The 25,384-nt window shown below is 71.5% G+C and carries 22 protein-coding genes; 12 read left to right on the top strand and 10 right to left on the bottom strand.

Features of this window, described 5'->3' with window-relative positions; translation table 11 throughout:
• Positions 1-310 precede the first annotated feature (310 nt).
• Together ABH926_RS47775 and ABH926_RS47770 are read right to left on the bottom strand one after the other, a co-directional pair.
• A complete protein-coding gene (locus tag ABH926_RS47775; RefSeq protein ID WP_370374045.1) occupies positions 311-2,230 on the bottom strand; it encodes an ABC transporter ATP-binding protein in 1,920 nt (639 codons plus the stop codon).
• The gene (locus tag ABH926_RS47770) at positions 2,227-4,092 is read right to left on the bottom strand and encodes an ABC transporter ATP-binding protein (protein ID WP_370374044.1); all 1,866 of its coding nucleotides are present in this window, start codon (positions 4,090-4,092) and stop codon (positions 2,227-2,229) included. The genes ABH926_RS47775 and ABH926_RS47770 overlap by 4 nt, the downstream gene beginning before the upstream one ends.
• A gap of 121 nt (positions 4,093-4,213) precedes the next feature.
• Between ABH926_RS47770 and fdhD the strand changes: the two genes are divergently transcribed.
• Positions 4,214-5,104 carry a formate dehydrogenase accessory sulfurtransferase FdhD gene (gene fdhD / locus ABH926_RS47765; RefSeq protein WP_370374042.1) on the top strand — a complete coding sequence of 297 codons (891 nt, stop codon included), beginning with the start codon at positions 4,214-4,216 and terminating at the stop codon, positions 5,102-5,104.
• Between the two features lie 215 nt (positions 5,105-5,319).
• On the opposite strand, the gene ABH926_RS47760 is transcribed toward fdhD, so the two are convergent.
• Both ABH926_RS47760 and ABH926_RS47755 read right to left on the bottom strand, forming a co-directional pair.
• Positions 5,320-6,486, bottom strand: coding sequence for a YncE family protein (locus ABH926_RS47760; RefSeq protein ID WP_370374089.1), 1,167 nt, complete (start codon positions 6,484-6,486; stop codon positions 5,320-5,322).
• Positions 6,487-6,698: 212 nt separating this feature from the next.
• A complete protein-coding gene (locus tag ABH926_RS47755) occupies positions 6,699-7,559 on the bottom strand; it encodes a polysaccharide deacetylase family protein (RefSeq protein ID WP_370374040.1) in 861 nt (286 codons plus the stop codon).
• 176 nt (positions 7,560-7,735) lie between these two features.
• Here ABH926_RS47755 and ABH926_RS47750 point away from each other — a divergent pair, with 176 nt between their 5' ends.
• Both ABH926_RS47750 and ABH926_RS47745 read left to right on the top strand, forming a co-directional pair.
• Complete coding sequence (locus ABH926_RS47750; RefSeq protein WP_370374039.1) at positions 7,736-8,236, top strand: hypothetical protein; 501 nt, start codon at positions 7,736-7,738, stop codon at positions 8,234-8,236.
• A 97-nt stretch (positions 8,237-8,333) separates the two neighbouring features.
• Positions 8,334-8,966: a nucleoside triphosphate pyrophosphatase gene (locus ABH926_RS47745; RefSeq protein WP_370374038.1), complete on the top strand. Its 633-nt coding sequence runs from the start codon at positions 8,334-8,336 to the stop codon at positions 8,964-8,966.
• A 134-nt stretch (positions 8,967-9,100) separates the two neighbouring features.
• On the opposite strand, the gene ABH926_RS47740 is transcribed toward ABH926_RS47745, so the two are convergent.
• The 3 genes from ABH926_RS47740 to ABH926_RS47730 form a co-directional block, all read right to left on the bottom strand.
• Positions 9,101-10,174 (bottom strand): hypothetical protein, encoded by a 1,074-nt coding sequence (locus ABH926_RS47740; RefSeq protein WP_370374036.1) that lies wholly within the window; start codon positions 10,172-10,174, stop codon positions 9,101-9,103.
• A 215-nt stretch (positions 10,175-10,389) separates the two neighbouring features.
• Positions 10,390-10,683, bottom strand: a complete 294-nt coding sequence (locus tag ABH926_RS47735) for an acyl-CoA carboxylase subunit epsilon (RefSeq protein ID WP_370374035.1) — start codon at positions 10,681-10,683, stop codon at positions 10,390-10,392.
• Positions 10,680-12,272 carry an acyl-CoA carboxylase subunit beta gene (locus tag ABH926_RS47730; protein ID WP_370374033.1) on the bottom strand — a complete coding sequence of 531 codons (1,593 nt, stop codon included), beginning with the start codon at positions 12,270-12,272 and terminating at the stop codon, positions 10,680-10,682. Before ABH926_RS47730 ends, ABH926_RS47735 begins: the two co-directional genes overlap by 4 nt.
• A gap of 41 nt (positions 12,273-12,313) precedes the next feature.
• On the opposite strand from ABH926_RS47730, the gene ABH926_RS47725 reads away from it, so the two are divergent.
• The 4 genes from ABH926_RS47725 to ABH926_RS47710 all read left to right on the top strand — a co-directional run bounded on the left by ABH926_RS47725 (position 12,314) and on the right by ABH926_RS47710 (position 16,157).
• Positions 12,314-13,204 (top strand): biotin--[acetyl-CoA-carboxylase] ligase, encoded by an 891-nt coding sequence (locus ABH926_RS47725; protein WP_370374031.1) that lies wholly within the window; start codon positions 12,314-12,316, stop codon positions 13,202-13,204.
• Between the two features lie 122 nt (positions 13,205-13,326).
• Entirely contained in the window at positions 13,327-13,866 is a 540-nt protein-coding gene (locus ABH926_RS47720) for a PH domain-containing protein (protein ID WP_370374088.1), read from the top strand.
• Between the two features lie 49 nt (positions 13,867-13,915).
• On the top strand, positions 13,916-15,190 hold the full coding sequence (locus ABH926_RS47715) for an adenylate/guanylate cyclase domain-containing protein (protein WP_370374029.1): 1,275 nt from the start codon (positions 13,916-13,918) through the stop codon (positions 15,188-15,190).
• A gap of 52 nt (positions 15,191-15,242) precedes the next feature.
• Positions 15,243-16,157 carry a hydroxymethylglutaryl-CoA lyase gene (locus ABH926_RS47710; RefSeq protein ID WP_370337084.1) on the top strand — a complete coding sequence of 305 codons (915 nt, stop codon included), beginning with the start codon at positions 15,243-15,245 and terminating at the stop codon, positions 16,155-16,157.
• 31 nt (positions 16,158-16,188) lie between these two features.
• On the opposite strand, the gene ABH926_RS47705 is transcribed toward ABH926_RS47710, so the two are convergent.
• A complete protein-coding gene (locus tag ABH926_RS47705) occupies positions 16,189-16,446 on the bottom strand; it encodes a hypothetical protein (protein ID WP_370374027.1) in 258 nt (85 codons plus the stop codon).
• 124 nt (positions 16,447-16,570) lie between these two features.
• Between ABH926_RS47705 and ABH926_RS47700 the strand changes: the two genes are divergently transcribed.
• The 3 genes from ABH926_RS47700 to ABH926_RS47690 all read left to right on the top strand — a co-directional run bounded on the left by ABH926_RS47700 (position 16,571) and on the right by ABH926_RS47690 (position 19,684).
• Entirely contained in the window at positions 16,571-17,674 is a 1,104-nt protein-coding gene (locus ABH926_RS47700; protein ID WP_370374025.1) for a diguanylate cyclase domain-containing protein, read from the top strand.
• Between the two features lie 95 nt (positions 17,675-17,769).
• Positions 17,770-19,065 carry a cytochrome P450 gene (locus ABH926_RS47695; protein WP_370374023.1) on the top strand — a complete coding sequence of 432 codons (1,296 nt, stop codon included), beginning with the start codon at positions 17,770-17,772 and terminating at the stop codon, positions 19,063-19,065.
• A gap of 61 nt (positions 19,066-19,126) precedes the next feature.
• Positions 19,127-19,684, top strand: a complete 558-nt coding sequence (locus tag ABH926_RS47690; RefSeq protein WP_370374022.1) for an isochorismatase family protein — start codon at positions 19,127-19,129, stop codon at positions 19,682-19,684.
• Between the two features lie 14 nt (positions 19,685-19,698).
• Here ABH926_RS47690 and ABH926_RS47685 read toward each other — a convergent pair whose 3' ends face one another.
• On the bottom strand, positions 19,699-20,943 hold the full coding sequence (locus ABH926_RS47685; protein ID WP_370374020.1) for a hypothetical protein: 1,245 nt from the start codon (positions 20,941-20,943) through the stop codon (positions 19,699-19,701).
• Between the two features lie 90 nt (positions 20,944-21,033).
• Positions 21,034-21,804, bottom strand: a complete 771-nt coding sequence (locus tag ABH926_RS47680; protein ID WP_370374019.1) for a rhomboid family intramembrane serine protease — start codon at positions 21,802-21,804, stop codon at positions 21,034-21,036.
• Positions 21,805-22,043: 239 nt separating this feature from the next.
• On the opposite strand from ABH926_RS47680, the gene ABH926_RS47675 reads away from it, so the two are divergent.
• Together ABH926_RS47675 and ABH926_RS47670 are read left to right on the top strand one after the other, a co-directional pair.
• A complete protein-coding gene (locus tag ABH926_RS47675) occupies positions 22,044-23,807 on the top strand; it encodes a biotin carboxylase N-terminal domain-containing protein (protein ID WP_370374017.1) in 1,764 nt (587 codons plus the stop codon).
• An 81-nt stretch (positions 23,808-23,888) separates the two neighbouring features.
• A complete protein-coding gene (locus ABH926_RS47670; protein WP_370374015.1) occupies positions 23,889-25,352 on the top strand; it encodes a hypothetical protein in 1,464 nt (487 codons plus the stop codon).
• Positions 25,353-25,384 lie beyond the last annotated feature (32 nt).

Raw genomic sequence — 25,384 nt, 5'->3', positions numbered from 1 at the left:
GTCGGGCGATCAGCGCAGAGTGCTGACGAGGCCTTTCACCAGGGCGCACGCGAGCCGAACGCACGCGCCGGACGCACGTGCAGACGGACGGGCATCCGCGTCATGCAACAGTGTCGGCAAAGCCTGAATGAGGTCTGAGCGAGCGGGTAAAGCGGGCTGAAAATCTGCCGCGCGGCGCCGCCGGGGATCTCCCGCAGCGAACGACCCACGAAACCGCAAAGCCGGCGCCGCCTCCAAAGAGACGACGCCGGCCGCCAGCCGGCACCTCGCAGCGCCAACCCGCCTACAGCAACTCACCTACACAACCCACCTACACCAAACTCTCCCGCCAAGCCTGATGCAGCCCCGCAAACCGCCCCGTCCCGGCGGCGAGCAGCGCACCGGGCTCCCCGTCCTCGACGATCCGTCCCTGCTCCATCACGAGCACCCGGTCCGCGATCTCGACCGTGGACAACCGATGCGCGATGATCAGCGCCGTCCGGTCGGCGAGGATCGTCCGCAGCGCGCGCTGGACCATGCGCTCGCTGGGCACGTCCAGCGAACTCGTGGCCTCGTCCAGCACCAGCACCGCCGGGTCCGCGATGAAGGCCCGCGCGAAGGCCACCAGCTGCCGCTGCCCGGCCGACAGCCGGCCTCCGCGCTTCTTCACATCCGTGTCGTAGCCGTCCGGCAGCGCGCTGATGAACTCGTGCGCGCCGATGGCCCTCGCCGCCGCCTCGATGTCAGCGCGGCCGGCATCGGGCCGTCCGAAGGCGATGTTGTCCGCGACCGTGCCGGCGAACAGGAAGTTCTCCTGCGTCACCATCACCACCGCGCGGCGCAGGTCGGCGTCCGCCAGGTCGCGGACGTCCACGCCGTCGACACGGACCGCGCCGTCCTGCGGGTCGTAGAAGCGGCACAGCAGGCGCGCCAGGGTGGACTTGCCCGCTCCGGTCGCTCCCACCAGGGCCACGGTCTGGCCGGCCGGGACTTCCAGGTCCAGCAACGGCAGGATCACCTTGCCGCCGGTGCCGATGTCCTCAGCCTCCGCCGTCCCCTCGGCCCGCGCTCCTGACGCCCCATCTCCCTCCGCCGCCGACGACTCGTCCGACTCGCGCTTCGGGTAGGCGAACGTCACGCCGTCGAACGACACCGCCCCCTGCAGCGGCGACGGCAGCGGCTTCGGCTCGGCCGGCTCCGGCAGCTCGTTCGCCTCCTCCAGGACCCCGGACAGCTTCTCCAGCGCGGCCGTCCCGCTCTGGAACGAGTTGTAGAACATCGCGATGTCCTCCAGCGGGTTGAAGAACCGCCGCAGGTACAGCACGAAGCCCACCAGCACCCCGATCTGGATGTTCCCGTCCATCACCCGCAGGCCGCCGTAGACCACCACGGCCGCGGTGGTGAAGGCCGCGATGGTCTTCATCCCGGGGATGAAGACCGCCAGCAGGTTCATGGCGCGGGCGTTGGCGGCCCGGAACTCGTTGTTCAGCTGGCCGAAGATCTCCTCGTTGCGCGGCTCGCGGCGGAACGCCTTCACCGCGCGGATGCCGTTGCAGGTCTCCACGAAGTGCACGATCAGCGCCGCGATCGTCTCCCGCGTCCGCCGGTACGCCACCGCCGAGTGCCGCGAGAACCAGCGCATCAGCAGCAGCATCGCCGGGAACGCCAGCACCACCACGAGGGTCAGCGGCACGTCCAGCACCGCCATCATGATGCCGATCGCCGACACCGTCAGCACCGCGTCCAGCAGCCCGTCCAGGCCGTTGTCGATCAGGTCGTTCAGCGCGTCCGGGTCGGAGGTCAGCCGGCTGATGACGCGCCCGGACGTGTAGTTCTCGTGGAACGCCAACGGGAGCGCCTGGAACTTGGTGAACACCATGCGCCGCAGGTTCAGCAGCATGGTCTGGCCGATGCGCCCGACCTTGTTCAGGAAGATCGCGCGCAGCCCCGAGGCCAGGATCGCGCTGATCACCATGGCCACGAAGATCGCGGTGATCGGGCCCCAGTCCCCGCGCCGCAGCGCCGGGATGCCGCGGTCGATGCCGATCGAGACCAGGTACGGCCCGGCCATGTTGAACACGGTCTGGACCAGCACCATGCCCGTACAGAAAACCAGTTCTCTGCGATGCGGCCGGACGAGCTCGCCGAGCAGCCTGCGGCTGCGCGCCCGCAGCCGGATGCCCCTCTTGTCGGGCAGATCGTCCTTCTTCTCGGTGGCGACACCCCGCCAGTCGGTGGTGGTCGTCGTCATCGGGACACCTCCACGAGTGTGCCGTCGGCGGACTCGGCTTCCTGCGCCGCGTCCGCGAGGTCAGAGGTCTGCGAAAGGATGTCGCGGTACGCCGGACACGTCCGCAGCAGCTCCTGATGCGTCCCGACGGCCGCGATGGTCGTGCCGTGCGGCCCCGGGGGCGAGAGCAGCACCACCCGGTCGGCCAGCAGCACCGTGGACGGCCGGTGCGCGACCACCAGCCCGGTGGTCCCCCGCAGCACGCTGTGCAGCGCCTCCTCGACCTTGCCCTCGGTATGGATGTCCAGCGCGGACAGCGGGTCGTCCAGCACCAGGATCGAGGGCCGCCCCAGCACCGCGCGGGCCAGCGCGACGCGCTGCCGCTGCCCGCCGGACAGGGTCAGCCCCTGCTCCCCCACCCGGCTGTCGAGCGCCCACGGCAGGTCGTTGACGAACCCGGCCTGCGCGACCTCGATCGCCTCCTCGAGCTGCTCCTCGGTGGCGTCCGGGACGCCCATCGTCAGGTTTTCGCGCACCGAGGCCGAGAACAACGTCGGGTCCTCGAAGGCGCAGGCCACCGTGCGGCGCAGCTCGGTCAGCGGCAGTTCGCGCACGTCGACGCCGTCGACCAGCACCCGGCCGGCGGTGGCGTCGTACAGCCGGGGCACCAGCGCGGTCAGCGTCGTCTTGCCGCAGCCGGTCGGGCCGACCAGCGCGACCGTCTCGCCGGGCGCGATCCGCAGGTCGAACCCGGAGACGACCGGACGGTCGGAGTTCGGGTAGGTGAAGCTGACGTCCTCGAAGACGAGCTCGCCGGCGCTGGCGGGTCGCGGGCGGACCGTCGTCTCGGCGTCGGCGATGGCCGGCACCGTGTCCAGGACTTCCAGCACGCGCTCGGCCGCGGAGTTCGCCTCCTGGCTCTGCGCCATCAGCCAGGCCATGGACTCGATCGGCCACAGCAGCGTCAGGTACAGCGAGATGAAGGCGACCAGCGTGCCCAGGGACAGCGCACCGGAGGACACCGCGTAGGCGCCGAGCAGGACGCACAGCGAGAGCACCAGCTGCGGCTGCATCGCGAACACCGCCCACAGCTCCGACAGTGTCCTGATCTTCGTGAGCTCCAGCCTGCGCAGCGTCTGGGCCCGCTCGTCGAAGCGGTCGAACACCAGGCCCTGGCGGCCGAAGGCCTTGATCGCGCGGATGCCCAGCGCGGACTCCTCGACCAGCGTGGCCACGTCGCCGGCCTGGTCCTGGGCGGCGCGGGACTGCCGGTGGTAGCGGCGGTCGGCGAGCCGGCCGTACAGGATCAGCGGGACCGAGGCGGCGTAGATGATCAGACCCATCAGCGTGTGGATCAGCACCAGGGCTCCGCCGACCAGCAGGAACGTGGCGCCGTTGACCACCAGGAAGATCAGCGCGAAGCCGAAGAACCGGCGCAGGCTGTTGATGTCGCCCGACATGCGCGAGACGAGCTGACCGGACTGCCAGGAGTCGTGGAAGGCCACCGGCAGCTTCTGCAGGTGGCGGAAGAAGGCGTTCCGGATGTCGGCCTCGATGCCGAGGGCGGCGCGCTGCAGGAACCAGCGCCGGAGCCAGAACAGCGTGGCCTCGGCGATGCCGAACAGCAGGACCAGGCCGCCCAGGGGCCACAGGGCCGCCTTGTCGTGGTGCGCGATCGGCCCGTCGATCAGTTCCTTGGTCAGCAGCGGGACGGCGACGCCGACCAGGGTGGCCCCGAGGGCGGACAGGGTCATCAGGATCATCTGGCCCCGGTAGGGGCGGATGAAGGGCGTCAAACGGCGCAAGGAGGCGAATGCGCCGCTCTTGGGATCGTCGGGGGGCTTCGGTTTACTGGTGAGCGGTTCCGCTGGCGTCGACTCCATAAGGCGGATGGTAGAGAATGCCTAAGGCGCCTTTCACCTGGTTTTAAGGCGGGAATGTCAGTGGTGGAAAATCACTTGCCCATTACCGGGGGAAGCTGGGATCCTAGAGTTGGGGACGGTTGTGAGCAGAGTTACCGCGCGGCGGCGCATAGTACGCCTTGACGGGTCGGCCGGCCCCGGCGATCCGGCCCTGCGGCGCGGCGGCGAGGAGTACATGGCCGCCGAGGAGCCGCTGGAGATGCGCATCGGCGGCCGGCCGTTCACCGTGACCATGCGGACCCCCGGCGACGACTTCGACCTGGTGGCCGGCCACCTGACCGCCGAGGGCGTGCTGGCCGGGCCCGGCGACCTGGTCCGGATGAAGTTCTGTTCGGCCGACAACGGCTGCTCCTCCACCGCGTACCTGGACGGCGAGGCGTCGCTGGACTTCACCGACGGCGATCCGCTGAACATCGTGGACGTCACCCTGGCCCCCGGCGTGGAGCTGCCCGAGGAGCGGCTGCGGCGGTCCTCATACGTGAGCAGCGCCTGCGGGGTGTGCGGGAAGACGTCGATCGACGCCGTGCACGCCGCGGTGCGCTGGCCGGTGGCCGACGACGACGTCAAGGTCTCGGCCGAGGTCCTGTTCACCCTGCCGGACCGGATGCGCCAGGCCCAGAAGATCTTCGCCAAGACCGGCGGCCTGCACGCCGCGGCGCTGTTCACCGCCGACGGCGAGCTGGTCTGCCTGCGCGAGGACGTCGGCCGGCACAACGCCGTCGACAAGGTCCTGGGCTGGGCCCTGCGCTCGGGCCGGCTGCCGCTGCGCGAGCACATCCTGGCGGTGAGCGGCCGGGCCTCGTTCGAGCTGGTGCAGAAGGCCGTGGCCGGCGGGATCCCGGTGCTGGCCGCGGTGTCCGCGCCCTCGTCGCTGGCGGTGAGCCTGGCGGCGGAGTCGGGACTGACGCTGGTCGGGTTCCTGCGCGGCCGGACGGCGAACGTGTACTGCGGGTCGGAGCGGGTCATCGACTGACGACCCCTCGGCGCGCGAGGAGCTGGCCCGGCGCCAGGCGCTGAAGCACCGGCAGCTGCTGGGGCACTACTGGGGCACTACCAGCGGCTCCAGGCCGAGATGGATCCCGAGGACGCCTCAAGCGCTTCGCGGTCGGTGATGCTGCGTTACGGCGTTCTGCATGAGGAGGCGCATGCTCGGTTCTGGGAATCGCTGCTGCCGGGTACCGGGGAGGGCTAGCGGAACACCCCAGTGTGCCCCAGCGAATACCGCCCCGGCTGCGGATACACCGCCAGCCCGTGCGGGCCGCGCCCGACGTTGATGCGCGCCAGCAGCCGGCCGTCCGCCGTCGAGATCGCGTAGACCTCGGCGTTGTAGCGGCCGGACAGCCACAGGACCTTGCCGTCCGCCGAGACGCCGCCCATGTCGGGCGAGCCGCCGCCGGGGATCTGCCACTTGCCGCGCGGCTTGCCGGTGGCGAAGTCGAGCAGGGTGATGGTGCCCTCGCCGCGGTTGGAGACGTACATCGTCGTGGAGTCGCGGGAGACGTACAGACCGTGGGCGCCCCTGCCGGTGGGGATCAGGCCGGTCAGTTTGAAGGCGTTGCCGTCCACGGTCCACAGGCCGTTGGCCACTATGTCCGCGACGTAGAAGACCTTGCCGTCCGGCGAGATCTTCACGTCCTGCGGCATCGAGCCCGGCTGCGGCAGGGTGATGACGCCGAGCAGCGTGCGGTTCTTCGTGTCCACCTTCAGCAGCTGGCCGGAGAACTCGCAGGACACGATGAAGTACGAGCCGTCCGGCGAGAAGTCCGCGTGGTTCACGCCCTCGCACGGGACCGGCAGCACTTTCTGAATCGCCATGGTGTGCGGGTCGCGGAAGACCAGCTGCATGTCCTTGCTGGCCATCACGACGGCCGAGGCGCCGTCCGGCGTGAAGTACAGGTTGTACGGGTCGTGGACCGGGATCGGCGCGCCGGCCTTGCCGGTGAAGGGGTCGATCGGCGTCAGGCTGTTGCCCAGGTCGTTGTTCACCCACAGGGTCTTCAGGTCCCAGGACGGGACCACGTGCTGCGGTTCGTGGCCGACCTTCATCGTCTCGATGATGTGGTAGTCCGACGGGTCGATCACCGTGACCGTGTCGCTCTCGGTGTTCGGCACGTAGATCCGCGGCAGCGCCGCCGCGATCACCGGCGACACCATGCCCGGGCGGTCGAACGCGTACAGGTCGGTGGGGTCGTAGCCCGGCATCCCGGGAAGCGCGGCGGGCAGGAGCGCTCCGGCGCTGCGCGGCGATCCGAGGCTCTTGAAGCCCGGCACTCCGGCCTGACCGGCCTGACCTGCCTGGGCACCCTGTGCTGCGGAACCGGCGGAGCCGCCGGCCCCGGTGTCCATCCCGGCCATGCCGCTGGTCCCGGAATCCGCCGACGGGCTGCCGCCGCCGGGCCAGACGCCGCGATCGGTCAGCAGCCACACCCCGGCGCCGATCAGGCCGGTGGCGAGCAGCGCCGCCACGGCGCGCCGTCTCCGCACGGAAGGACGCGACGGCCGCGACGGACGCGCCGCCCCCGACCGCCGCGAACCACGGGTGCTGCTCCGGTCCTGCGGGGTGCGCGTCACGAGAACAGCTCCGATGCGGTGACAGCGGCCAGGCCGCGGGACTTCAGACCGGCGAGCACCGCGGGCAGCGCCGCCACCGTGTGCTGGTGCCCCAGGTGCATCGACACGACGGCCCCGGGGTGCACCGCGGCCAGGAGGCGCTCGGTGATCTGCTCGGCCGAGGGGTCCTCGTAGTCCAGCGGGTCGACGTCGTAGGACAGGACCGTGCGGTACCCGGCGCGGCGGGCCTGCTCGACCAGCATCGCGTCGGCGTGCTGGGTCTGCGAGGGCCGGAACCAGACGCCCGGGGAGCCGGTCAGCTTCTGCAGGCGCGCGGCGCACGCCTGGATCTCGGCGAGGGCCGCCGCCGGCGCCAGGCGGGAGATGTCGACGTGGTTCTCGGTGTGGTTGCCGAGTTCGTGGCCGCCGTCCAGGACCCGCCGGGCCATCTCCGGGTGCTCGCCGAGCCAGCGGCCCACGGCCAGCACCGTGAGCCGGGCCTGACCGGCCTCGGCCTCCTTGAGCAGGGCCTGGGCCAGCCGCGGGTCGCCGTCGCCGTGGAAGGTCAGGGCCACCTGCGCGCGGCCGGTGGCGGCGTGGTCGACCTCGTCGGGGGCCTGGGCCCGGCTCGAGGGCGACGCCGGGTTCGAAGGGCTCGAGGGATTCGAAGCGTTGGCGGGGTTCGACGGGTTCGCCGAGGGCGCGGCGGCCGAGCCGCGCTGCGCCGCGCCGGTCGCACCGGTCGCGCCGCGCGCGGCCGGCCCGGCCGCGCGCGTGCCGTTCCCGTCCGAGCACGCCGCCAGGCCCGCCGACGCGGCGGCCGTCCCCAACACGGCCAACCCCGCCCGCAGTGCCGTACGCCGGTCCGGTGGGTTCACGGGCCACGATCCTAGGTCGGCCACCGTCCGTTTTCCGGCGTTTGATCCGCGTGCCGCCGTAAGTGCGACCAGCGTTTCACCCGATCGGGAGTCATCAACCCTCTTGTACGGCCCGCTACCGGCGAGTAGTTTTCAACGAACCGTCCAATACGCCGTCATCGGGATCGGGAGCAGCCGTGGGACGCAAGATACTGATCCTCGCCGGCGCCGTGGCGCTGGCCGCCGAGGCGCTGGGCACGCTGATCGTGGCCGCCGGCTTCTACGGCTTCGTGGCCTTCGGCAACGGGGTCAAGTTCGGCCCGGCCGGACCGGGGCTGTTGAAGATCATCGCCATCGCCCTGAACCTGGGCCTGGGCGGGGCGCTGCTGCTGGGCGCGATCATCCTGGTGCTGGCGGCGTTCGGCATGGTGCTGAACAACTTCATGCAGGGCCTGATGATGGCCATCGCCGCGCTGCAACTGTTCGTGACGATAGTGGTCACGGGCCTGACCGGCTGGACCCAGCTGTTCGTGCTCGGCGGCGTGTTCGTCTTGCTGGCCGGAGCGCTGGCGGTGGCGATGGTGACGCCGAACGCCCCCAAGCCGGAGCCCGGCCCGGTGGACGCGGCCCCGCCGGCCGGCGGCGGCGGCGGTGGCGCTGGCGGTCCACTCGGGAACGGCGCCCCGACCGCGGCCTGACGCCGCCTGGCACCTACCGAAGCCGCCCGACGCCGCCAGACTCCACCCGACTCCGCCGCGCCGGAGGCCCCTCCCGGAGCCCGGCTAGAGTCGGGGAATGCCCACTCCTGTGCCCCCGCTCGTCCTGGCCTCCGCCTCCCCCGCCCGCCTGTCCCTGCTCCGCGGGGCCGGCTTCGACCCCCGCGTGCTGGTCAGCGGTGTCGACGAGGACGCCGTCGAGGAAGCGCTCGGCCCGCAGGCCACCCCCTCCGAAGTCGCCCTGGCCCTGGCCCAGGCCAAGTGCCGGGCCGTCGCCGCCCTCCCGGAGACCGACGGCACCCTGGTCATCGGGTGCGACTCGGTCCTGGAGTTCGAGGGCCGTTCGCTCGGCAAGCCCGACACCCCCGAGGAGGCGGTGGCGCGCTGGTACGCGATGCGCGGCCGCTCCGGCGTCCTGCTCACCGGCCACTGGCTGGTCGACCGCGCCACCGGCAAGGAGGCCGGCGAGGTCGCGGCGACCGTCGTGCACTTCGGCGAGCCCAGCGACGAGGAGATCCTGGCCTACGTCGCGACCGGCGAACCGCTGCGGGTGGCCGGCGCGTTCACCATCGACGGCCTCGGCGGCGCCTTCGTGGACCGGCTGGAGGGCGACCACTCGAACGTGGTCGGGCTGTCCAAGCCGCTGCTGCGCAAGCTGATGGCCGACCTGGGGCTGAACTACACGGCGTACTGGACCGTGCCCGCGGAATAGCGGCCTGAACGGCGAACAGCGAACGCAAACGGCAAACGGCAAACGGCAAACGGCGGCGGGGAGCCCCCGGAAGAGGACTCCCCGCCGCCGTACGCTCACATCACTCCGGCTCGCGCCGGTGCGGAGCAGGACCTTTACAGGCCGGCCCCGCCGAACGCCGAGAGCAGCTTCTGCACGTCGACGTTGGTCACGTCGCCGGGCGCGCTCACGCTGCCGGCGCTCTGGCTGAACTTCGCGTCCACCGGCAGGTGGCCGCCGCCGCTCTTGTTCGACGGCATGAACTGCGCCAGGTCCACCTGCAGCTCGCTGATCTGGCCGCTCTTGACCCAGATGTCGAACGTGACGTTCTCGCTGTCCGGCACCGAGTTCAGGCTCGTGCGCATCTGGTCGAGGTCGGTCTTGGACTTGCCGGGGACCGAGTTCAGGACCGGGCCCAGGGCCTGCAGCACGTCCTGGCCGATGGTCTTGACCTTGCCGCTGACCTCGTACTGGCCGCTGCCCTTGTCCGTGACGGTGGCGTCCTGGGTCAGCGCCTTCATCAGCTCGGACTCGACGTTGGACAGCATCTGGGTGCCCGGGCTGGTGGGCGTGGTCGGCGAGGAGCCGAGGTCGCCGCCGCCCTGCAGGCTCTGCAGCGTCTGCTCCAGGCCCTTGACGTCCGCGGCGCTGACCCCGATCCACTTGTCGGCCATCAGGGCCTGCAGCGGCGCCTGGAAGTCCGCCGGGACCTGGCCGAGCTGGGAGGTCACCGAGGAGGCGGACTTGCCGGACAGCTGCAGGAACTGCGGCACGTTGACCTTCGCGTACAGCGCGCCCCCGACGCTGCGGATGTCGAACAGCTCGGTGCCGCCGCCGGTGACGTCGAACTCGACGTTCGGGTTCTCGCCGGCCTTGAGGTCCTTCAGCGGCTTGTCCGAGCTCGCCGTGAACTTCACGACGATCCCGCCGTTGCTGAACAGGCTCTTGACGATCTGTGCGGACTGCGGGTCGGAGCTGTCCTTGTTCATCGCCGCGATCATCGCGTCGTCCGGCTTCAGCGAGAGCTGGAAGGACTCGGCGTTGCCGTTGGAGATGTTGTGTACCGCGGCCGCCAGCGCCTCGGTCGGCGTCTTGCCGCCGCTGCCGCTGCCGCTGCCGCCGTTCGTGCTGCCCGAGGAGGAGCACGCGGTCAGCGAGAGCCCGGCGACGGCGCCGACGGCGATCGTCATAGTCAGCGCACGTATCGGGCGCCTTGTGGAAATGGACGTCGGCATTGCTGGGAACCCCCCACTTAGCGGAGCCTTAACGTTTCTCTAACGCTGTCAACTGTACTCGCCACGCCCGACCGACCGGATGCGACTTCGGGTGGAACCTGTGAATCCCCCTACAGATGACGTGATCTTGCCCGTCTACTCCTTTCGGAGTAGTTCCGGGCCGCATCGGGTCAGCGTGCTGCGGGGAAGGCCGAGGCCCGCCATCCACCAGGACCGGGGTGCAGCGGGGCGCGCACGTTCCGCTCGCGCGCGGTCCAGCCGCTGGGCCGGCGCTTGGGACCAGCATCGTTACCCAATCGTGAAGCCGAACCGGCAACCGCGGCGGCGACCACCGCGACCACCACGGCGACCTCCTCGGCGGTCGGGTTGCCGTGCAGCACCCTGATCTGTGCTGCCTTCTCAATCTCGGGGGCCGCCGCCGCGGTCGGGGCGGCGGCGTGCGCGCCGTTCTCCTGGCCGCTCACAGCGGGATGTTCCCGTGCTTCTTCGGCGGCAGCGTCTCGCGCTTGGAGCGCAGCGCCCGCAGCGCCTTGACGACGTAGGCCCGGGTCTGCGACGGCTCGATCACCGAGTCGACGTATCCGCGCTCGGCCGCGTCGTAGGGGTTCAGCAGCTCGTCCTCGTACTCCTGGATGAGCCGCGCGCGCTCGGCCGCTGGGTCCTGCGCGGCCGCCAGCTCCTTGCGGTAGAGGATGTTGACGGCGCCCTGCGCGCCCATCACCGCGATCTGCGCGGTGGGCCAGGCGACGTTCAGGTCGGCGCCGAGGTGCTTGCTGCCCATGACGTCGTACGCGCCGCCGAAGGCCTTGCGGGTGATGATGGTCAGCAGCGGCACCGTGGCCTCGGCGTAGGCGTAGATGAGCTTCGCGCCGCGCCGGATGATGCCGTTCCACTCCTGGTCGGTGCCGGGCAGGAAGCCGGGGACGTCGACGAAGGTGATCACCGGGACGTTGAACGCGTCGCAGGTGCGCACGAAGCGCGCGGCCTTCTCCGAGGCGTCGATGTCCAGGCAGCCGGCCAGCTGCATCGGCTGGTTGGCGACGATGCCGACGGTGCGGCCCTCGACCCGGCCGAAGCCGACCACGATGTTCGGGGCGAACAGCGCCTGCACTTCCAGGAAGTCGCCGTCGTCCAGGACGTGCTCGATGACCTTGTGGATGTCGTAGGGCTGGTTCGCCGAGTCCGGCACCAGGGTGTCCAGCTCCCGGTCCTGGTCGGTGACCTCCAGGTCGCCGAGCACGTCGTACTCGGGGGCGTCCTCGAGGTTGTTGCTCGGCAGGAAGGACAGCAGGCCCTTGACGTAGTCGATGGCGTCCTTCTCGTCGGCGCCCATGTAGTGGGCGTTGCCGGACTTGGTGTTGTGGGCCCGGGCGCCGCCCAGGTCCTCCATCGAGACGTCCTCGCCGGTGACGGTCTTGATGACGTCGGGACCGGTGATGAACATCTGCGAGGTCTGGTCGACCATCACCACGAAGTCGGTCAGCGCCGGGGAGTAGACGTGCCCGCCGGCCGCCGCGCCCATGATCAGCGAGATCTGCGGGACGACCCCGGAGGCCAGCACGTTGCGCCGGAAGATCTCGCCGTACAGGCCCAGGGAGACGACGCCCTCCTGGATCCGCGCCCCGCCGCCCTCGTTGATGCCCACGATCGGGCACCCCAGCTTCAGCGCCAGGTCCAGCACCTTGACGATCTTCTCGCCGTACACCTCGCCGAGCGCCCCGCCGAAGATGGTGACGTCCTGCGAGAACACGCACACCTGGCGGCCGTCCACGGTCCCGAAGCCGGTGACCACACCGTCGGTATAGGGCCGGTTCCGCTCCATGCCGAAGCGCGCGGAACGGTGCACGGCCAGCTCGTCCAGCTCCATGAAGGAGCCGTCGTCGAGCAGATACTCGATCCGCTCGCGGGCCGTCATCTTCCCCTTGGCGTGCTGCTTCTCCACCGCTCGCTCGTTGCCGGCGTGGATCGCGGTGTCGAGGCGGGAGCGGAGCTCCGTGAGCTTGCCCGCCGTGGTGTGGGGTGCGTGGGTTGAGGGGGCTTCGGCGTCGGTCACGGTGGTCACTGTAGTGCTTATCCAGGCAATAGCCTCGTGGGATGAGCAGTGACTCGCCTTACAGTGACCTGGACCGCCCGCCCCTGCGCGAGCTGGCGATCAACAAGGCCGTAGTCCGCCCCGGCGGGCTCTGGCGCCGCATCGACGTGGTGCCCGAGACCGGGTCCACGAACGCGGACGTCGCCGAGGCGGCGCGGGCCGGGAAGGACGAGGGGTACGTCCTGGTCGCCGAGGCGCAGAGTGCGGGGCGGGGGCGGTTGGGGCGGACGTGGACGGCGCCGCCGCGTTCGGGGTTGTTCCTGTCGGTGCTGCTGCGGCCCGGCGATGTGCCGCCGGCGCGGTGGGGGTGGCTGCCGCTGTTGGCGGGGACCGCGGTGCGGACGGCGGTGGATGCCGTGAGCGGGGTGCCGGTGCGGTTGAAGTGGCCGAACGATCTGATCGTGGTGGACGAGTCCGGGCCCGCCGATGAAACCGACAGTAGTAATAAGGACACTGCCTACGGCGCCGCGCGCAAGCTCGGGGGGATCCTCGTCGAGCGGGTCGAGACGCCGAGCGGGCCGGCCGCCGTCGTGGGGCTGGGGCTCAACGTCTCGTTGCGGCGCGATGAGCTGCCTGCCGCGCACGCGACCTCGCTCGTGCTCGAGGACGCGAAGGCCGCGGACCGGGACACCGTGCTGCGGGCCGTGCTGCGCGAGCTCGAACGCTGGTACACGGACTGGAGCGTCACCGGCGGGGACCCTATGGCCTCGGGGCTGAGCTCGGCGTATGCCGCTTCGTGCGCCACGTTCGGGCGGCGGGTGCGGGTGGAGCTGCCGGGCGGGGCGCCGGTGGAGGGCGAGGCCGTCGGGCTGGACGGGGACGGCCGTCTGCTGGTGCGGAACGCGGACGGGGAGCGGGCGTTCGGAGCGGGTGATGTCGTTCATCTCAGATGACAAGACCCTGTCACCTGCAAGTACCTGCCAAGCGGTCCTATTGTCTGCCAGTATGCGTGGCGACAAGACACCTTCGCTTCCTCACAGGGGGGAGGCGCGGAGTTGAGGGAGTGGTGACGGCAATGGGTTACCCCAAGCACCTTCTGGCGCCGGGCGAACAGATCGACCTCGCGATGCGTCCACACTGGAAGGCGCTGATCCTCCCGGTGCTGAACCTGATCGTCGCGGTCGCCGTGTTCGGCGCCGCGGCCGGGCTCACCAGCGGCAGCACGCAGAAGGTCGCCGCGATCGGCGTCGGCGCGCTGGCCCTGATCGACATCATCGTCTTCACGGTGCGGCCCTGGGTCATCTGGCTGAACAAGAACTACATCGTCACGAACAAGCGGCTCATCATCCGCGAGGGCTTCATCCACCGCGAGGGCCGCGACATGCCCCTGGTGAAGATCAACGACGTGTCGTTCAGGCACAACGGCCTGCTCGACCGGATCCTGGGCTGTGGCACGCTGGTGGTGGAGTCGGCCGGCGAGCACGGTCAGGAGCAGCTGGAGGACATCCCGCACGTGGAGTCCACCCAGCGTGAGCTGACCAACCTGATCAGCAACGTCGGCGCCAACGGCACGGCCGAGCTGGCCGAGCCCGAGGAGCACCACGGCAAGAAGTAGCAGTACGCAGGCGATACGACGGCGACCAGGGCAGGAGCTGCGGAAGACGATGGCGCGCAGGGTGCCGGGGGACGGCGGCCGCGATGCGGCCCGGGACGGCGCGGCCTCCGGGACGGGCGACACGGCCCGGAACGGCGGTCCGGCCGGCCGGGCGGCGCGGGCTGGGGCTTCCGCCGCCGGTGCCGGGGCCGCCGGAACGAACGGCGCCGGGGCGAACGGCACCGGAGCCAACGGCACCTCGTCCGACGGCGCCTCCGGCGGGCCCGCCGGACCCGGCACGTCCGGCGCGGCCAACCTGCCCGACCTGCGGTCCCAGCCCCAGTCCCCGGCCCAGCAGCCCCGGCCCCCGTCCCGGGCCCGTGCCAAGCGCAAGGACAACGGCGACGAGCTGGAGGCGCTGCTGCTCGGCGGCGTCCCCCGGCACACCGCCTACGAGGTCTGCAAGGCCGCGGGCATCCCGTACGACGAGGCCCGCCGCTACTGGCGGGCCATGGGCTTCGCCGACGTCGGCCAGGCCCGGGCCTTCACCGACGCCGACGTGGACGCCCTGCTCCGGCTCGGCGGCATGCCGCGCAGCGGGCTGTTCACCGAGGACTTCGCGGTCCAGGTCGCCCGCTCCATGGGCCAGACCACGGCCCGGCTCGCCGAATGGCAGGTCGACGTGCTGTTCGACGCCTTCGACACGGCCGGCGTGGGCTCGGAGCAGATGGCCGAGTTCGGCTACCGGATCGGCCGCCGGGTGCTGCCGGAGCTGGAGGAGCTGCTGGTCTACGTCTGGCGCCGGCAGCTCGCCGCGGCCGCCGGGCGGGTCCGGCAGCAGATGCAGGAGCACGCCGAGGGCCTGCAGGCCGTCGGGTTCGCCGACCTGGTGTCCTTCACCCGGCTCTCGCGCCAGCTCTCCGAGGAGGAGCTGGCCCGGCTGGTGTCGGTGTTCGAGGCCAACGCCGCCGACACCGTCGCCTACGGCGGCGGCCGGCTGATCAAGACCCTGGGCGACGAGATCATGTTCGCCGCCGACTCCCCGGCCCGGGCCGCGCGGATCGCGCTGGACCTGCTGGGCGCGATGCGGCGCACGGAGGCGGTGCCCGAGCTGCGGATCGGTGTGGCGTACGGGCACGTGGTGCAGCGCAACGGCGACATCTACGGCACCACGGTCAACCTGGCGGCGCGGCTGACGTCGCTGGCCGAGCCGGACCAGATCGTGGTGGACCCGGAGCTGGCGGAGGCCCTGGCCTCGGACTCCACGTTCGCGCTGGAGCCGATCGGGACGCGGATGGTGCGCGGGCTCGGGGAGATCGAGCCGTCGGCCCTGACCGCGGGCTGAGTGAGCGCGTTCACATTCCGCAGTGTGAGACACCGCTGCTAGCGTCGTAGGCATGACCGATATGCCGACAGCGTTGTCGCTCCGGGAAGTGGGGCCGCGCGACGGCCTGCAGAACGAGGACCCGGTCTCCACCCAGACCAAGATCGAACTGATCGACCGGCTGTCCGGGACCGGCGTGTCGCGCATCGAGGCGGTGTCGTTCGTCCACCCTCGCGCGATCCCGCAGATGGCCGACGCCGCCGAGGTCGCCGCGCAGATGACCCGGGCCTCCGGCGTGCGCTACTCGGCGCTGGTGCCGAACCTGAAGGGCGCCGAGCGGGCCCTGGACGCCGGGTTCAACGAGATCGAGGTGGTCGTCTCCGCCTCGGACACGCACAACAAGAAGAACCTCAACCGCAGCACCGCCGAGTCCCTGGACGACATCGCCGCCATCATCGACCTGGCCCACGGCCGCGGTGCCACGGTCCAGGTGATCGTGTCCACGGCGTGGGGCTGCCCGTACGAGGGCGAGGTCCCCACCGAGCGCGTGATGTGGGTGGTGAACACGGCCGCCGCGCACGGCGCCGACTCTCTGTCCTTCGGCGACACCACCGGCATGGCCACCCCGACCCGGGTGACCCGGCTGATCGGCGAGACCCGCTCGGCGCACGCGGACAAGCCGCTGAACCTGCACTTCCACAACACGCGCGGCACCGGCCTGGCGAACGTCCTGGCGGCGCTGCAGCTGGGGGTGACGGACTTCGACGCCTCGGTCGGCGGCCTCGGCGGCTGCCCCTACGCGCCCGGCGCCTCCGGCAACATCGCCACCGAGGAGCTGGTGCACATGGTCGAGGACATGGGGATCGACACCGGCGTGGACCTGGAGGCGCTGCTGGACACGGCGGCCTACGCCGAGCGTGCGGTCGGGCGGACGCTGCCTTCGCAGGTGCTGCGGGCGGGACCGCGGACGCGGCTGGCGCAGAGCTGAACTGAGGAGCTGAGGAGCTGAGGAAGCCGGGCTAGCCCGGAAAGCCGGGCTGGTCTGGCGCGGACCGGGGCTGAGCAGGCCCAGGCTGGGCCGGCGGCAGCACCTCCCCCGCCGCAGCCTCCCCCGCCGCGGCCTCCGCCAAAGCCCGCTCCCAAGCCTCCTCGCCGCGCGTCCGCCACAGCTGGTCGCGCACGTATTCGGACACCGACACCCCCAGCTCGGCGGCCCGGGCGCGGGCGGCGGTCAGGCCGTCTTCGGGCGCGGGCGTGGAGGGCTTGACTCCGGTCACGTCGGGCCACGGTACCGACACCGGGCGTGGATCTCGCGGTCCGTCGCCCGGACGGGTGAAGTGGCACAGCCCGGGGAGATCACCTAGCGTGGTCCCGTGACTCCGAACGGCGGGCCCCGCGACGATGGCTGACCAAGCCTCGGTCCGTCTGCGTGCGCTCACCGACCTGGCCCGGGCTCTGGCGCGCGTCCACGGGTTCAGCGAGGTCATCACGGTCGCCGCCGAAGAGGCTCGCAAGGCGCTGGACGCGCGGATGGTCTCGCTGTCGGAGTACGTGCGCGCCACCGGGCAACTGCGCGTGCTGCTCAACCACGGGGACCTGATGCCGTTCGAGGAGCGGTGCCCGGAAGAGGAGTGGTACGCGCTGTCGGACTTCCCGCGCGTGGTCAGCGAGGAGTACCCGCGGCCCTGGACGCTGCGCAGCGACGACACCGACGCCGACCCGCGGCGCGTCGCCTCGCTGCGGCTGCGGCGGCGGCACAGCGCGCTGATCGCGCCGATCTTCTTCGCCGGGCAGGTCTGGGGCGAGCTGTACGCCGCCCGCACCGCCGACCAGGAGCCGTACACCGACGCCGACGTGGACTTCGCCGCCACGCTCGCGGCCCTGGTCAGCGCCGGATTGGCGCAGGCCGACCGGCAGGAGTACCTGGAGCGGCTGGCCTACACCGACGAGCTGACGGGCCTGGCCAACCGCCGCGCCATCGAGGTGGGGCTGGACGAGGCCATGGAGCTGCACCGGCTCACCAGCCTGCCGGTGGCGCTGATCATCTGCGACGTGAACGGCCTCAAGCAGGTCAACGACACCTCCGGCCACGACTCCGGCGACGCCGTCCTGGAGCAGCTGGCCGGGCACCTGTCGGCGGTCGCGGGCACCGTCAACGGCGCCCTGGCGGCCCGGATAGGCGGCGACGAGTTCTCCGTCCTGGTCGTCGGCCAGCCCTGGTCCACCGTCACCCAGCTCGCCGAGGACCTGGCGGCCCGGGCGGCGAAGCTGGAGGGCATCGCCGGCGCCTCGGTCGGGTACGCCGCGACCGACGGCCCGGCCGGCCCGGTCGCCAACCGCGACACCCTCTTCCGCCTCGCCGACGCGGCGCAGTACGAGGCCAAGCGCGAAGGCTTCCAGCGTCCCGTCGCCGCCGCCGCGCGCCATCTCGTGCAAGTCCGGGAGCAGGCGGCCGACGGCCCCGCGGCCTCCCGCGACCGCCGCCGAATACGCCGCGGCCGGTAGCCCTCAGGACCCTGCGAACCGGCCGCTTTCCCATACCGACCATGCCATAACCGGAAAAGCTTGACGTATCAGCCCTCGGTGTCAAGCTGAATCCCATGGCCACCGACACCGGTACCGACACCGACCCCTCGGGCATCGACCTGTCCGACAACCGCTTCTGGTCCCTCCCCTACGACCAGCGCATGGCCGCCTTCGCCGAGCTCCGCGCGCGCCCCGTGGCCCCGCTGTTCGCCGAGCCCCGCTTCCCCCTCATCAAGCCGGGCGCCGGCTATTACGCGCTCACGCGCCACGCCGACGTCGTGCAGGCCAGCCGGCACCCGGAGGTCTTCAGCAGCGAACCGACCTCCAACAGCATCCCGGACATGCCGCGCTACCTGGCCGCCTACTTCGGCTCGATGATCAACATGGACGACCCCCGGCACGCCCGGCTGCGCCGCATCGTCTCGCGCGCCTTCACCCCGAAGCTGGTCAGCACTCTGACCGCGGACATCGACGCGGCCTGCGCGCAGATCGTCGGCGACCTGCTCGCGCACCGGACCGGCGACTTCGTCGCCGAGGCCGCGGCCCGCCTGCCGATCCAGGTCATCTGCACCATGATGGGCATCCCCGAGGACCGGCACGCCATGGTCCACGCGCACACCAACCGCATCGTGGCCGGCAGCGACCCGGAGTACACCGGCGTCCCCGACGACGCGGGCCCGCTGCGCACCAAGCTGGTCGGGCCGGTCGCGCTGTACCGCCTGGTCCGCGCCGGACGCCAGCTGCACCACCTCGCCGCCGCGCTGGGCCGGGAGCGCCGCCGCCGGCCCACCGGCGACCTGACCTCGAAGCTGGTCAACGCCGACGTCGACGGCGAAGCCCTCACCGACCAGGAGTTCGGCTCCTTCTTCATCCTGCTGGTGGTCGCCGGGAACGAGACCACGCGCACCGCGCTGTCCCACGGCCTCAAGCTCCTCACCGACCACCCGGACCAGATGGAGCTGCTGCAGGGCGACTTCGACAAGCACATCGTCGGCGCCCTCGACGAGATCCTGCGCTACGCGACCCCGGTGACGCAGTTCCGCCGCACCCTGACCCAGGACTACGACCTGAACGGCACACCGTTGAAGAAGGGCGACAAGGTCCTGCTCTTCTACAACGCCGCCAACCGCGACCCCGAGGTCTTCGCCGATCCCGACCGGTTCGACATCACCCGCTCCCCCAACCCGCATCTGAGCTTCGGCGGCCCCGGTCCGCACTTCTGTCTCGGCGCGCACCTGGCCCGGACCGAGATGACCGCGCTGCTGCGGGAGCTGTTCGTGCGGGCGCCGGGCATCCGCAGCGTCGGCGAGCCCGACCGGCTGACGTCCAGTTTCATCAACGGGATCAAGCGTCTGGGCTATGCGGTGTGAGCCCGATCGGCAAGATCTAAACCAGTGGGCGGTTGTCACCGGCCCCGGTTAGCTTGAGGAGATGAGCACTCTCGATAATCGCCCGAACAAGGCCGTCCTGGTCATCGACGTCCAGAACGGCGTGGTCGCCGGCAACCACGAGCGGGACGCGGTCGTGGCCAACATCAACACGGTCGTCGGCAAGGCGCGGGCGGCGGGCGTTCCGGTGGTGTGGATCCAGGACGCCGGGGAGAACCGGACGGCCGGCTCGGAGCCGTGGAAGATCGTGCCGGAACTGGACCCGCGCGAGGACGAGCCGAACGTGCAGAAGCAGTGGGGCGACTCGTTCGAGGAGACCGACCTGGAATCGCTTCTGGCCGGCCTGAAGGTGGGCAGCCTGGTGGTGACCGGCGCGCAGACCGACGCCTGCATCCGCTCGACCCTGCACGGCGCCGTCGCCCGCGGCTACGACGCCCTCCTGGTCAGCGACGCGCACACCACCGAGGACATGAGCTCCTACGGCGCCCCGGCGCCGGGCGCGGTCATCACGCACACCAACCTGTACTGGCAGTACCACGAGGCGCCGGGCCGCACCGCCGGGACGGTGACCGCCGCCGAGCTGAGCTTCGACCAGGGCTGAGGCCTGCCGGACCGCTACGAGGCGTGCGTGGCGCGCCGCCGCCGCTGGCGGCGCGCCAGGTCCCGGCGCCGCGAGTGGTAGGCGAACATCAACGCGACCGCCGCCGCGACCAGGCCGCCGAAGGCGAACACCAGGTTCGAGTACGACAGCGGCGCGGGCGGTGGCGGGGGGACGATGGTCCCGGCCCCGCGGTGGATCGGCGCCTGAGCCCCGCCGGCCGCCTCCTGGTACTCCCAGGTCAGCGACGAATAGCCGAGCACGACCTTCTCGAACTTCGCCGTGGGCGCCGGCGTCGTGGGGACGGCGGAACCGGGGGCCGGTGCCTTGCCCTTGGCGGTGCTCGCCGGCGCCGGGGTGCTCGGCGCGGCAACCGTGGGCTCGGCGGTCTGGAACGGCGAGCCGTCGGGGTTCGCGTCCTGGACGCTGATCACGGTCGCGTCCTTCAGCGCGTAGGACAGGTAGCCGTAGCCGCTCCCCGGCCCGCCGAACGACTCCACGTGCAGGCACCCGAACGGCTCCCCGGCGGCGGCGGCCAGCCGCAGCTTCGGCGACACGTTCGGGTCGATCCCCTCCATCAGCTCCAGGTACTGGTACGGATGCCGGCCGTCCCCGAGCTGCGGCGGGATCATCCCCGCCGGTCCCACCGACAGGATCGGCAGGGCGCCGGTGGCCGGCTCGGTGACGGCCTTGGAGCCGTTGTTCGGCGCGTGCGCCCCGACCGAGTAGGCCGGTATCTGCAGGAAGGCCTTGTCCGGCGCGGCCGCGTGGGCGCCGGAGGTGTCACAGGGCCCGGTCGAGGTCGGGATCACCTGGCTGGCGAACGGCGGCGCCGTCCAGCCCGGGTACGGCGTCGTCGAGTTCGACCACGACGGCGAGCCGTTGTCCGTCGGCGTCGTCGGGACGCCGGGCGTGGTCGCCGTGCTGGTGGGCGCGCCGGCGGTGACCGTGAAGGTCGCGCTGGCCGAGGCGTTCTGCGGCGCGCCGCTCGCGGTCGCGTGGATCTTGTGCGCGCCGGGGCCGGCCGCCGCCGGCACCGCCAGCGTGGCGGTCGCGGTGCAGGTCTGGTCCAGACCGGCCGAGCCCACCGGGGTGGCGTCGAAGGTGAAGGTGACCGAGCCTCCCAGGCACGCCCCCGGTCCCCCGGAGGCGTTCACGTGGAAGCTGGCCGTGAAGGGCGTGTTCGGGGCGCCGCTGTTCGGTCCCAGGGTCAGCGACGCCGATCCGCGGGCCTGCGCCGGGGTCGCGGCGAGGACCCCCATCGCCGCCGTGATCAGGCAGGCCCCGGCTATACCGCCGACGACAGACCGTGCTCTGCGAAGTCTTCGCACCCCACCCACGCCTCTCGGGAATCACAACCCGAGATCGTCGAGCTCCTTCAGAAGGTCGGACCGCGGGCTGCCCGGGAGACTACCGCCCTTGGCCGACTTCCGGCCACCGTCCTTGGCGGGCGCGGACAGGATCTTGGTGTCCGACAGGCCGCCGTCGCCGAGCGGCTCGCGGCCCCCGCCGCCCTCCACCGCCGCGGCGGCGCCGCGCTCGCGCAGCAGCCAGCCGGCCAGCACGCCGCCGATCGCCCCGCCGAGGTGGCCCAGCCAGGACACGTGCGGCACGCCGGGCAGCGCGGCGGTGAGCAGGTAGGCGTAGGACAGCGCCATGACGAGGCCGATCAGCACGTCCACCATGTGCCGGTCGAACAGGCCCTTCACGATGACGTAGGCGAAGTAGCCGTAGACCAGCCCGGAGGCGCCGACGGTGTTGGAGTTGCCCTGCGCGAACCAGACCATCAGACCGCTGCTGAAGGTGATGATCAGGGTCACCATCAGGAACTTGCGGACGCCCCGGTAGGCGGCCAGGAACCCGAAGACGAACAGCGGGCCGCTGTTGCTCTCGATGTGCTGCCAGCTGTAGTGCAGGAAGGGAGAGGAGACGATGTCACCGAGGTGGCCGACGTTGCGCGGCACGATGCCGAAGTGGGTCGACAGCCGGTAGTCGGTCGCCCAGTTCACCACCTGCAGCGCCCAGATGACGGCGATGAAGCCGACCATGACGTACAGCGCTTTACGCGCCTCGTACAAGACCTCCTCGGCGCTACGGCCGTCCCAGGAGCCTGGCCCGTTCATCCGGTCCCCCAAGTGTGTTCGCGTTGTATCGCGTTACTCCAGGAAGAGCGTAGCGGTCGCTGTTCGAGGACGCATCCACCTTGAGAGGGAGAAAAGAGACGTCGAAAGGCGCATACGGGTGCCCCGGGGGCCGTGGCGGGTCCCCCGAAGTGGCGCGAACCACGTCCGTATCGTGGAGCCGGTTCACGCATACGGCCCTAAACTGCGAATCGACCACCCACTGGGAAGGGATTGCCGCCGTGCGCAAGGTTCTGATCGCCAATCGTGGCGAGATCGCGGTCCGAGTCGCCCGGGCGTGCCGGGACGCCGGACTCGGCTCCGTCGCGGTCTACGCCGACCCGGACCGGGACGCGCTGCATGTCCGGGTCGCCGACGAGGCCTACGCCCTCGGCGGGTCCACCCCCGGCGACTCCTACCTGGTCATCGACAAGCTGCTGAAGGCGGCCGCGGACTCCGGCGCCGACGCGGTGCACCCCGGCTACGGCTTCCTGTCCGAGAACGCCGAGTTCGCGCAGGCGGTCATGGACGCCGGCCTGACCTGGATCGGCCCGCCGCCGGCGGCGATCAGCTCGCTCGGCGACAAGGTGTCGGCCCGGCACATCGCGCAGCGCGCCGGCGCCCCGCTGGTGGCCGGCACCCCGGACCCGGTGTCCGGCGCCGAGGAGGTCGTGGCCTTCGCCCGCGAGCACGGCCTGCCGGTGGCCATCAAGGCCGCGTTCGGCGGCGGCGGACGCGGCCTGAAGGTGGCGCGGACGCTGGATGAGATCCCCGAGCTGTACGACTCGGCGGTGCGCGAGGCGGTCGCCGCCTTCGGCCGCGGCGAGTGCTTCGTCGAGCGCTACCTGGACCGGCCGCGGCACGTGGAGACGCAGTGCCTGGCCGACAAGCACGGCAACGTGGTCGTGGTCTCCACCCGCGACTGCTCGCTGCAGCGCCGGCACCAGAAGCTGGTCGAGGAGGCCCCGGCGCCGTACCTGACCGAGGCGCAGACCGCCGAGCTGTACCGGGCCTCGAAGGCGATCCTGAAGGAGGCCGGCTACTACGGCGCCGGGACGTGCGAGTTCCTGGTCGGCCAGGACGGCACCATCTCCTTCCTGGAGGTGAACACCCGCCTGCAGGTCGAGCACCCGGTCACCGAGGAGGTCACCGGCCTGGACCTGGTCCGCGAGATGTTCCGGATCGCCGACGGCGAGGAACTGGGCTACGGCGACCCGGAGGTCCGCGGCCACTCGTTCGAGTTCCGGATCAACGGCGAGGACCCGGGCCGCGGCTTCCTGCCGGCCCCCGGCGTGGTCACCACCTGGCGCCCGCCGTCGGGCCCGGGCGTGCGCCTGGACTCCGGCATCGAGCAGGGCGCCGAGATCGGCCAGAACTTCGACTCGCTGCTGGCCAAGCTGATCGTCTCCGGCCGGGACCGCAAGCAGGCCGTGGAGCGGGCCCGCCGCGCGCTGGCCGAGTTCGAGATCGACGGCATGCCCACCGCGCTGACGTTCCACGTCGCGGTGATGGACGACCCGGCCTTCACGCCCGAAGAGGGCCCGTTCCACGTGCACACGCGCTGGATCGAGACCGAGTTCGACAACACCATCCCGCCGTACGCCGGCACCCCCGGCGAGGCCGCGGACGCCGGCGAGCGCACCAAGGTCGTGGTCGAGGTCGGCGGCAAGCGCCTGGAGGTGACGCTGCCGGCCGAGCTCGGGGTGTCGGCCTCCGGCGGCGCGGGCCGCGCGGGCGGCAAGGCCGCGCCGAAGCGGTCCGGCAAGGCCGCCGGCGGCGCCGCGGTCTCCGGCGACTCGCTGACCGCGCCGATGCAGGGCACGATCGTCAAGGTCGGCGTCGAGGAGGGCCAGGAGGTCGCCGCCGGGGACCTCATCGTGGTGCTCGAGGCGATGAAGATGGAGCAGCCCATCAACGCGCACAAGGCCGGGACGGTGACGTCGATCGCGGCCGAGGTCGGGACCACGGTCACGGCGGGCACCGTGCTCTGCGAGATCAAGGACTGAACCCCGGCGCGGCCGGTCGGGCCCGCCGTACGCGATCGCGTACGGCGGGCCTTCGTGTACGCGGTCGGCTAGCCTCGGGGAATGGACCACGTTCTCGCCCGCCGGGGAAGGAGGACGTTCGCCGTCCTCCTTGCGGGCTTCGCTCTTCTGCTTTCTCTGTTCTTCATAGGCGGTGGCGCCGCTCGCGCGGACTCGCCCTCGTCGGTCGACTCGGTCGCGGCGGCGCTCAAGGACAAGCCCGTCTACATCGACCCCGCCGCGCCGGTGCAGCTGACGTCGGCGCAGATCGACACGGTGGTGGCGCAGATCCACGGGATGCGCTCGGGCACGCAGGTGTTCATCGCGGTGCTGCCGGACAATCCGACGTTCCACCAGTCCACGCTGCTGCAGCAGTTCCGGAACAAGGTCGGGCAGCCGGGCGTCTACGCCGCGAGCGTCGGCCGCAACTTCCAGGCCCTGGACTTCTCCGGCATGCTGCGGACCGGGCAGGCCGACGGGCTGGCCCGCGCCGCCGCGCAGGGCAGCGGCGGGAATCTGGAGACGGTCCTGACCTCGTTCGTCTCCTCCACCGACGCCGCGGTGACCGCCGACGGCCGCGGGAACCCGAACGCGTCCCCGTCCCCGTCGTCATCCTCGTCCTCGAAGTCCGGCTCGGGCGCGCTGGTACTGCTGGCGGTGCTGGCGGTGGCCGGCGGGGGTGCCTGGCTGGCCGTGAACAGCCGGAAGAAGCGGCGGACGAACCAGCGGCGGGCCGCGGAGTTGGCGGGGCTGAAGCAGGCCGTGGACGAGGACATCACCGCCTACGGCGAGGTCCTGGACCGGCTGGACTTCTCCCCCGGCGACCCGGCCGCGACCGACGAGATGCGCGCCGACTACAGCACCGCGCTGGACCAGTACGAGGCGGCCAAGGCGGCGGCAGCGGCGGCAGCGCGTCCAGAGGACATGAAGAAGGTCACCGAGGCGCTGGACGAAGGGCGCTTCGCGCTCGCGACGCTGGACGCGCGCCGGAAGGGGACCCCGCTGCCGGAGCGGCGGCCACCGTGCTTCTTCGACCCGCGCCACGGACCGTCCGTGGGCGAGGTGACATGGGCTCCGCCGGGCGGCGCGCCGCGTCCGGTGCCGGCATGTGCCGCCGACATGACGCGGGTGGACACGGGCCAGTACCCGCAGGTGCGCGAGGTCGAGACGGCGTACGGACCGCAGCCGTACTACAACGCCGGGCCGGTGTACGCGCCGTGGGCCGGCGGGTACTACGGCGGGTCGATCCTGCCGGCGCTGCTGATCGGGACGGCGATGGGCTCGATGTTCGGCGGGGACGGCTACGTCGAGAACAACTACTACGACAACGGCGGCGGCTGGGGCGACGGCGGCTTCGGCGGCGGAAGCGACGGAGGGGGCGGGGGCGGGGGCGGCGGTGACGCCGGCGGCGGTTGGGGCGACTTCGGCGGCTCGACCGACTGGGGCGGCAGCGACTGGGGCGGCGGCGGAAGCGATAGCGGAGGCGGAGGCGGCGGTTCGGATTGGGGCGGCGGCTCTGATTGGTAATAGCGAACTCTGATTCGCCATCTCGAACCGAA

The sequence above is a fragment of the Catenulispora sp. GP43 genome, assembly GCF_041260665.1.
Classification (GTDB): domain Bacteria; phylum Actinomycetota; class Actinomycetes; order Streptomycetales; family Catenulisporaceae; genus Catenulispora.
Note: the sequence above shows the minus strand (reverse complement) of the source record. Positions and strands in the feature narration are given on the sequence as shown.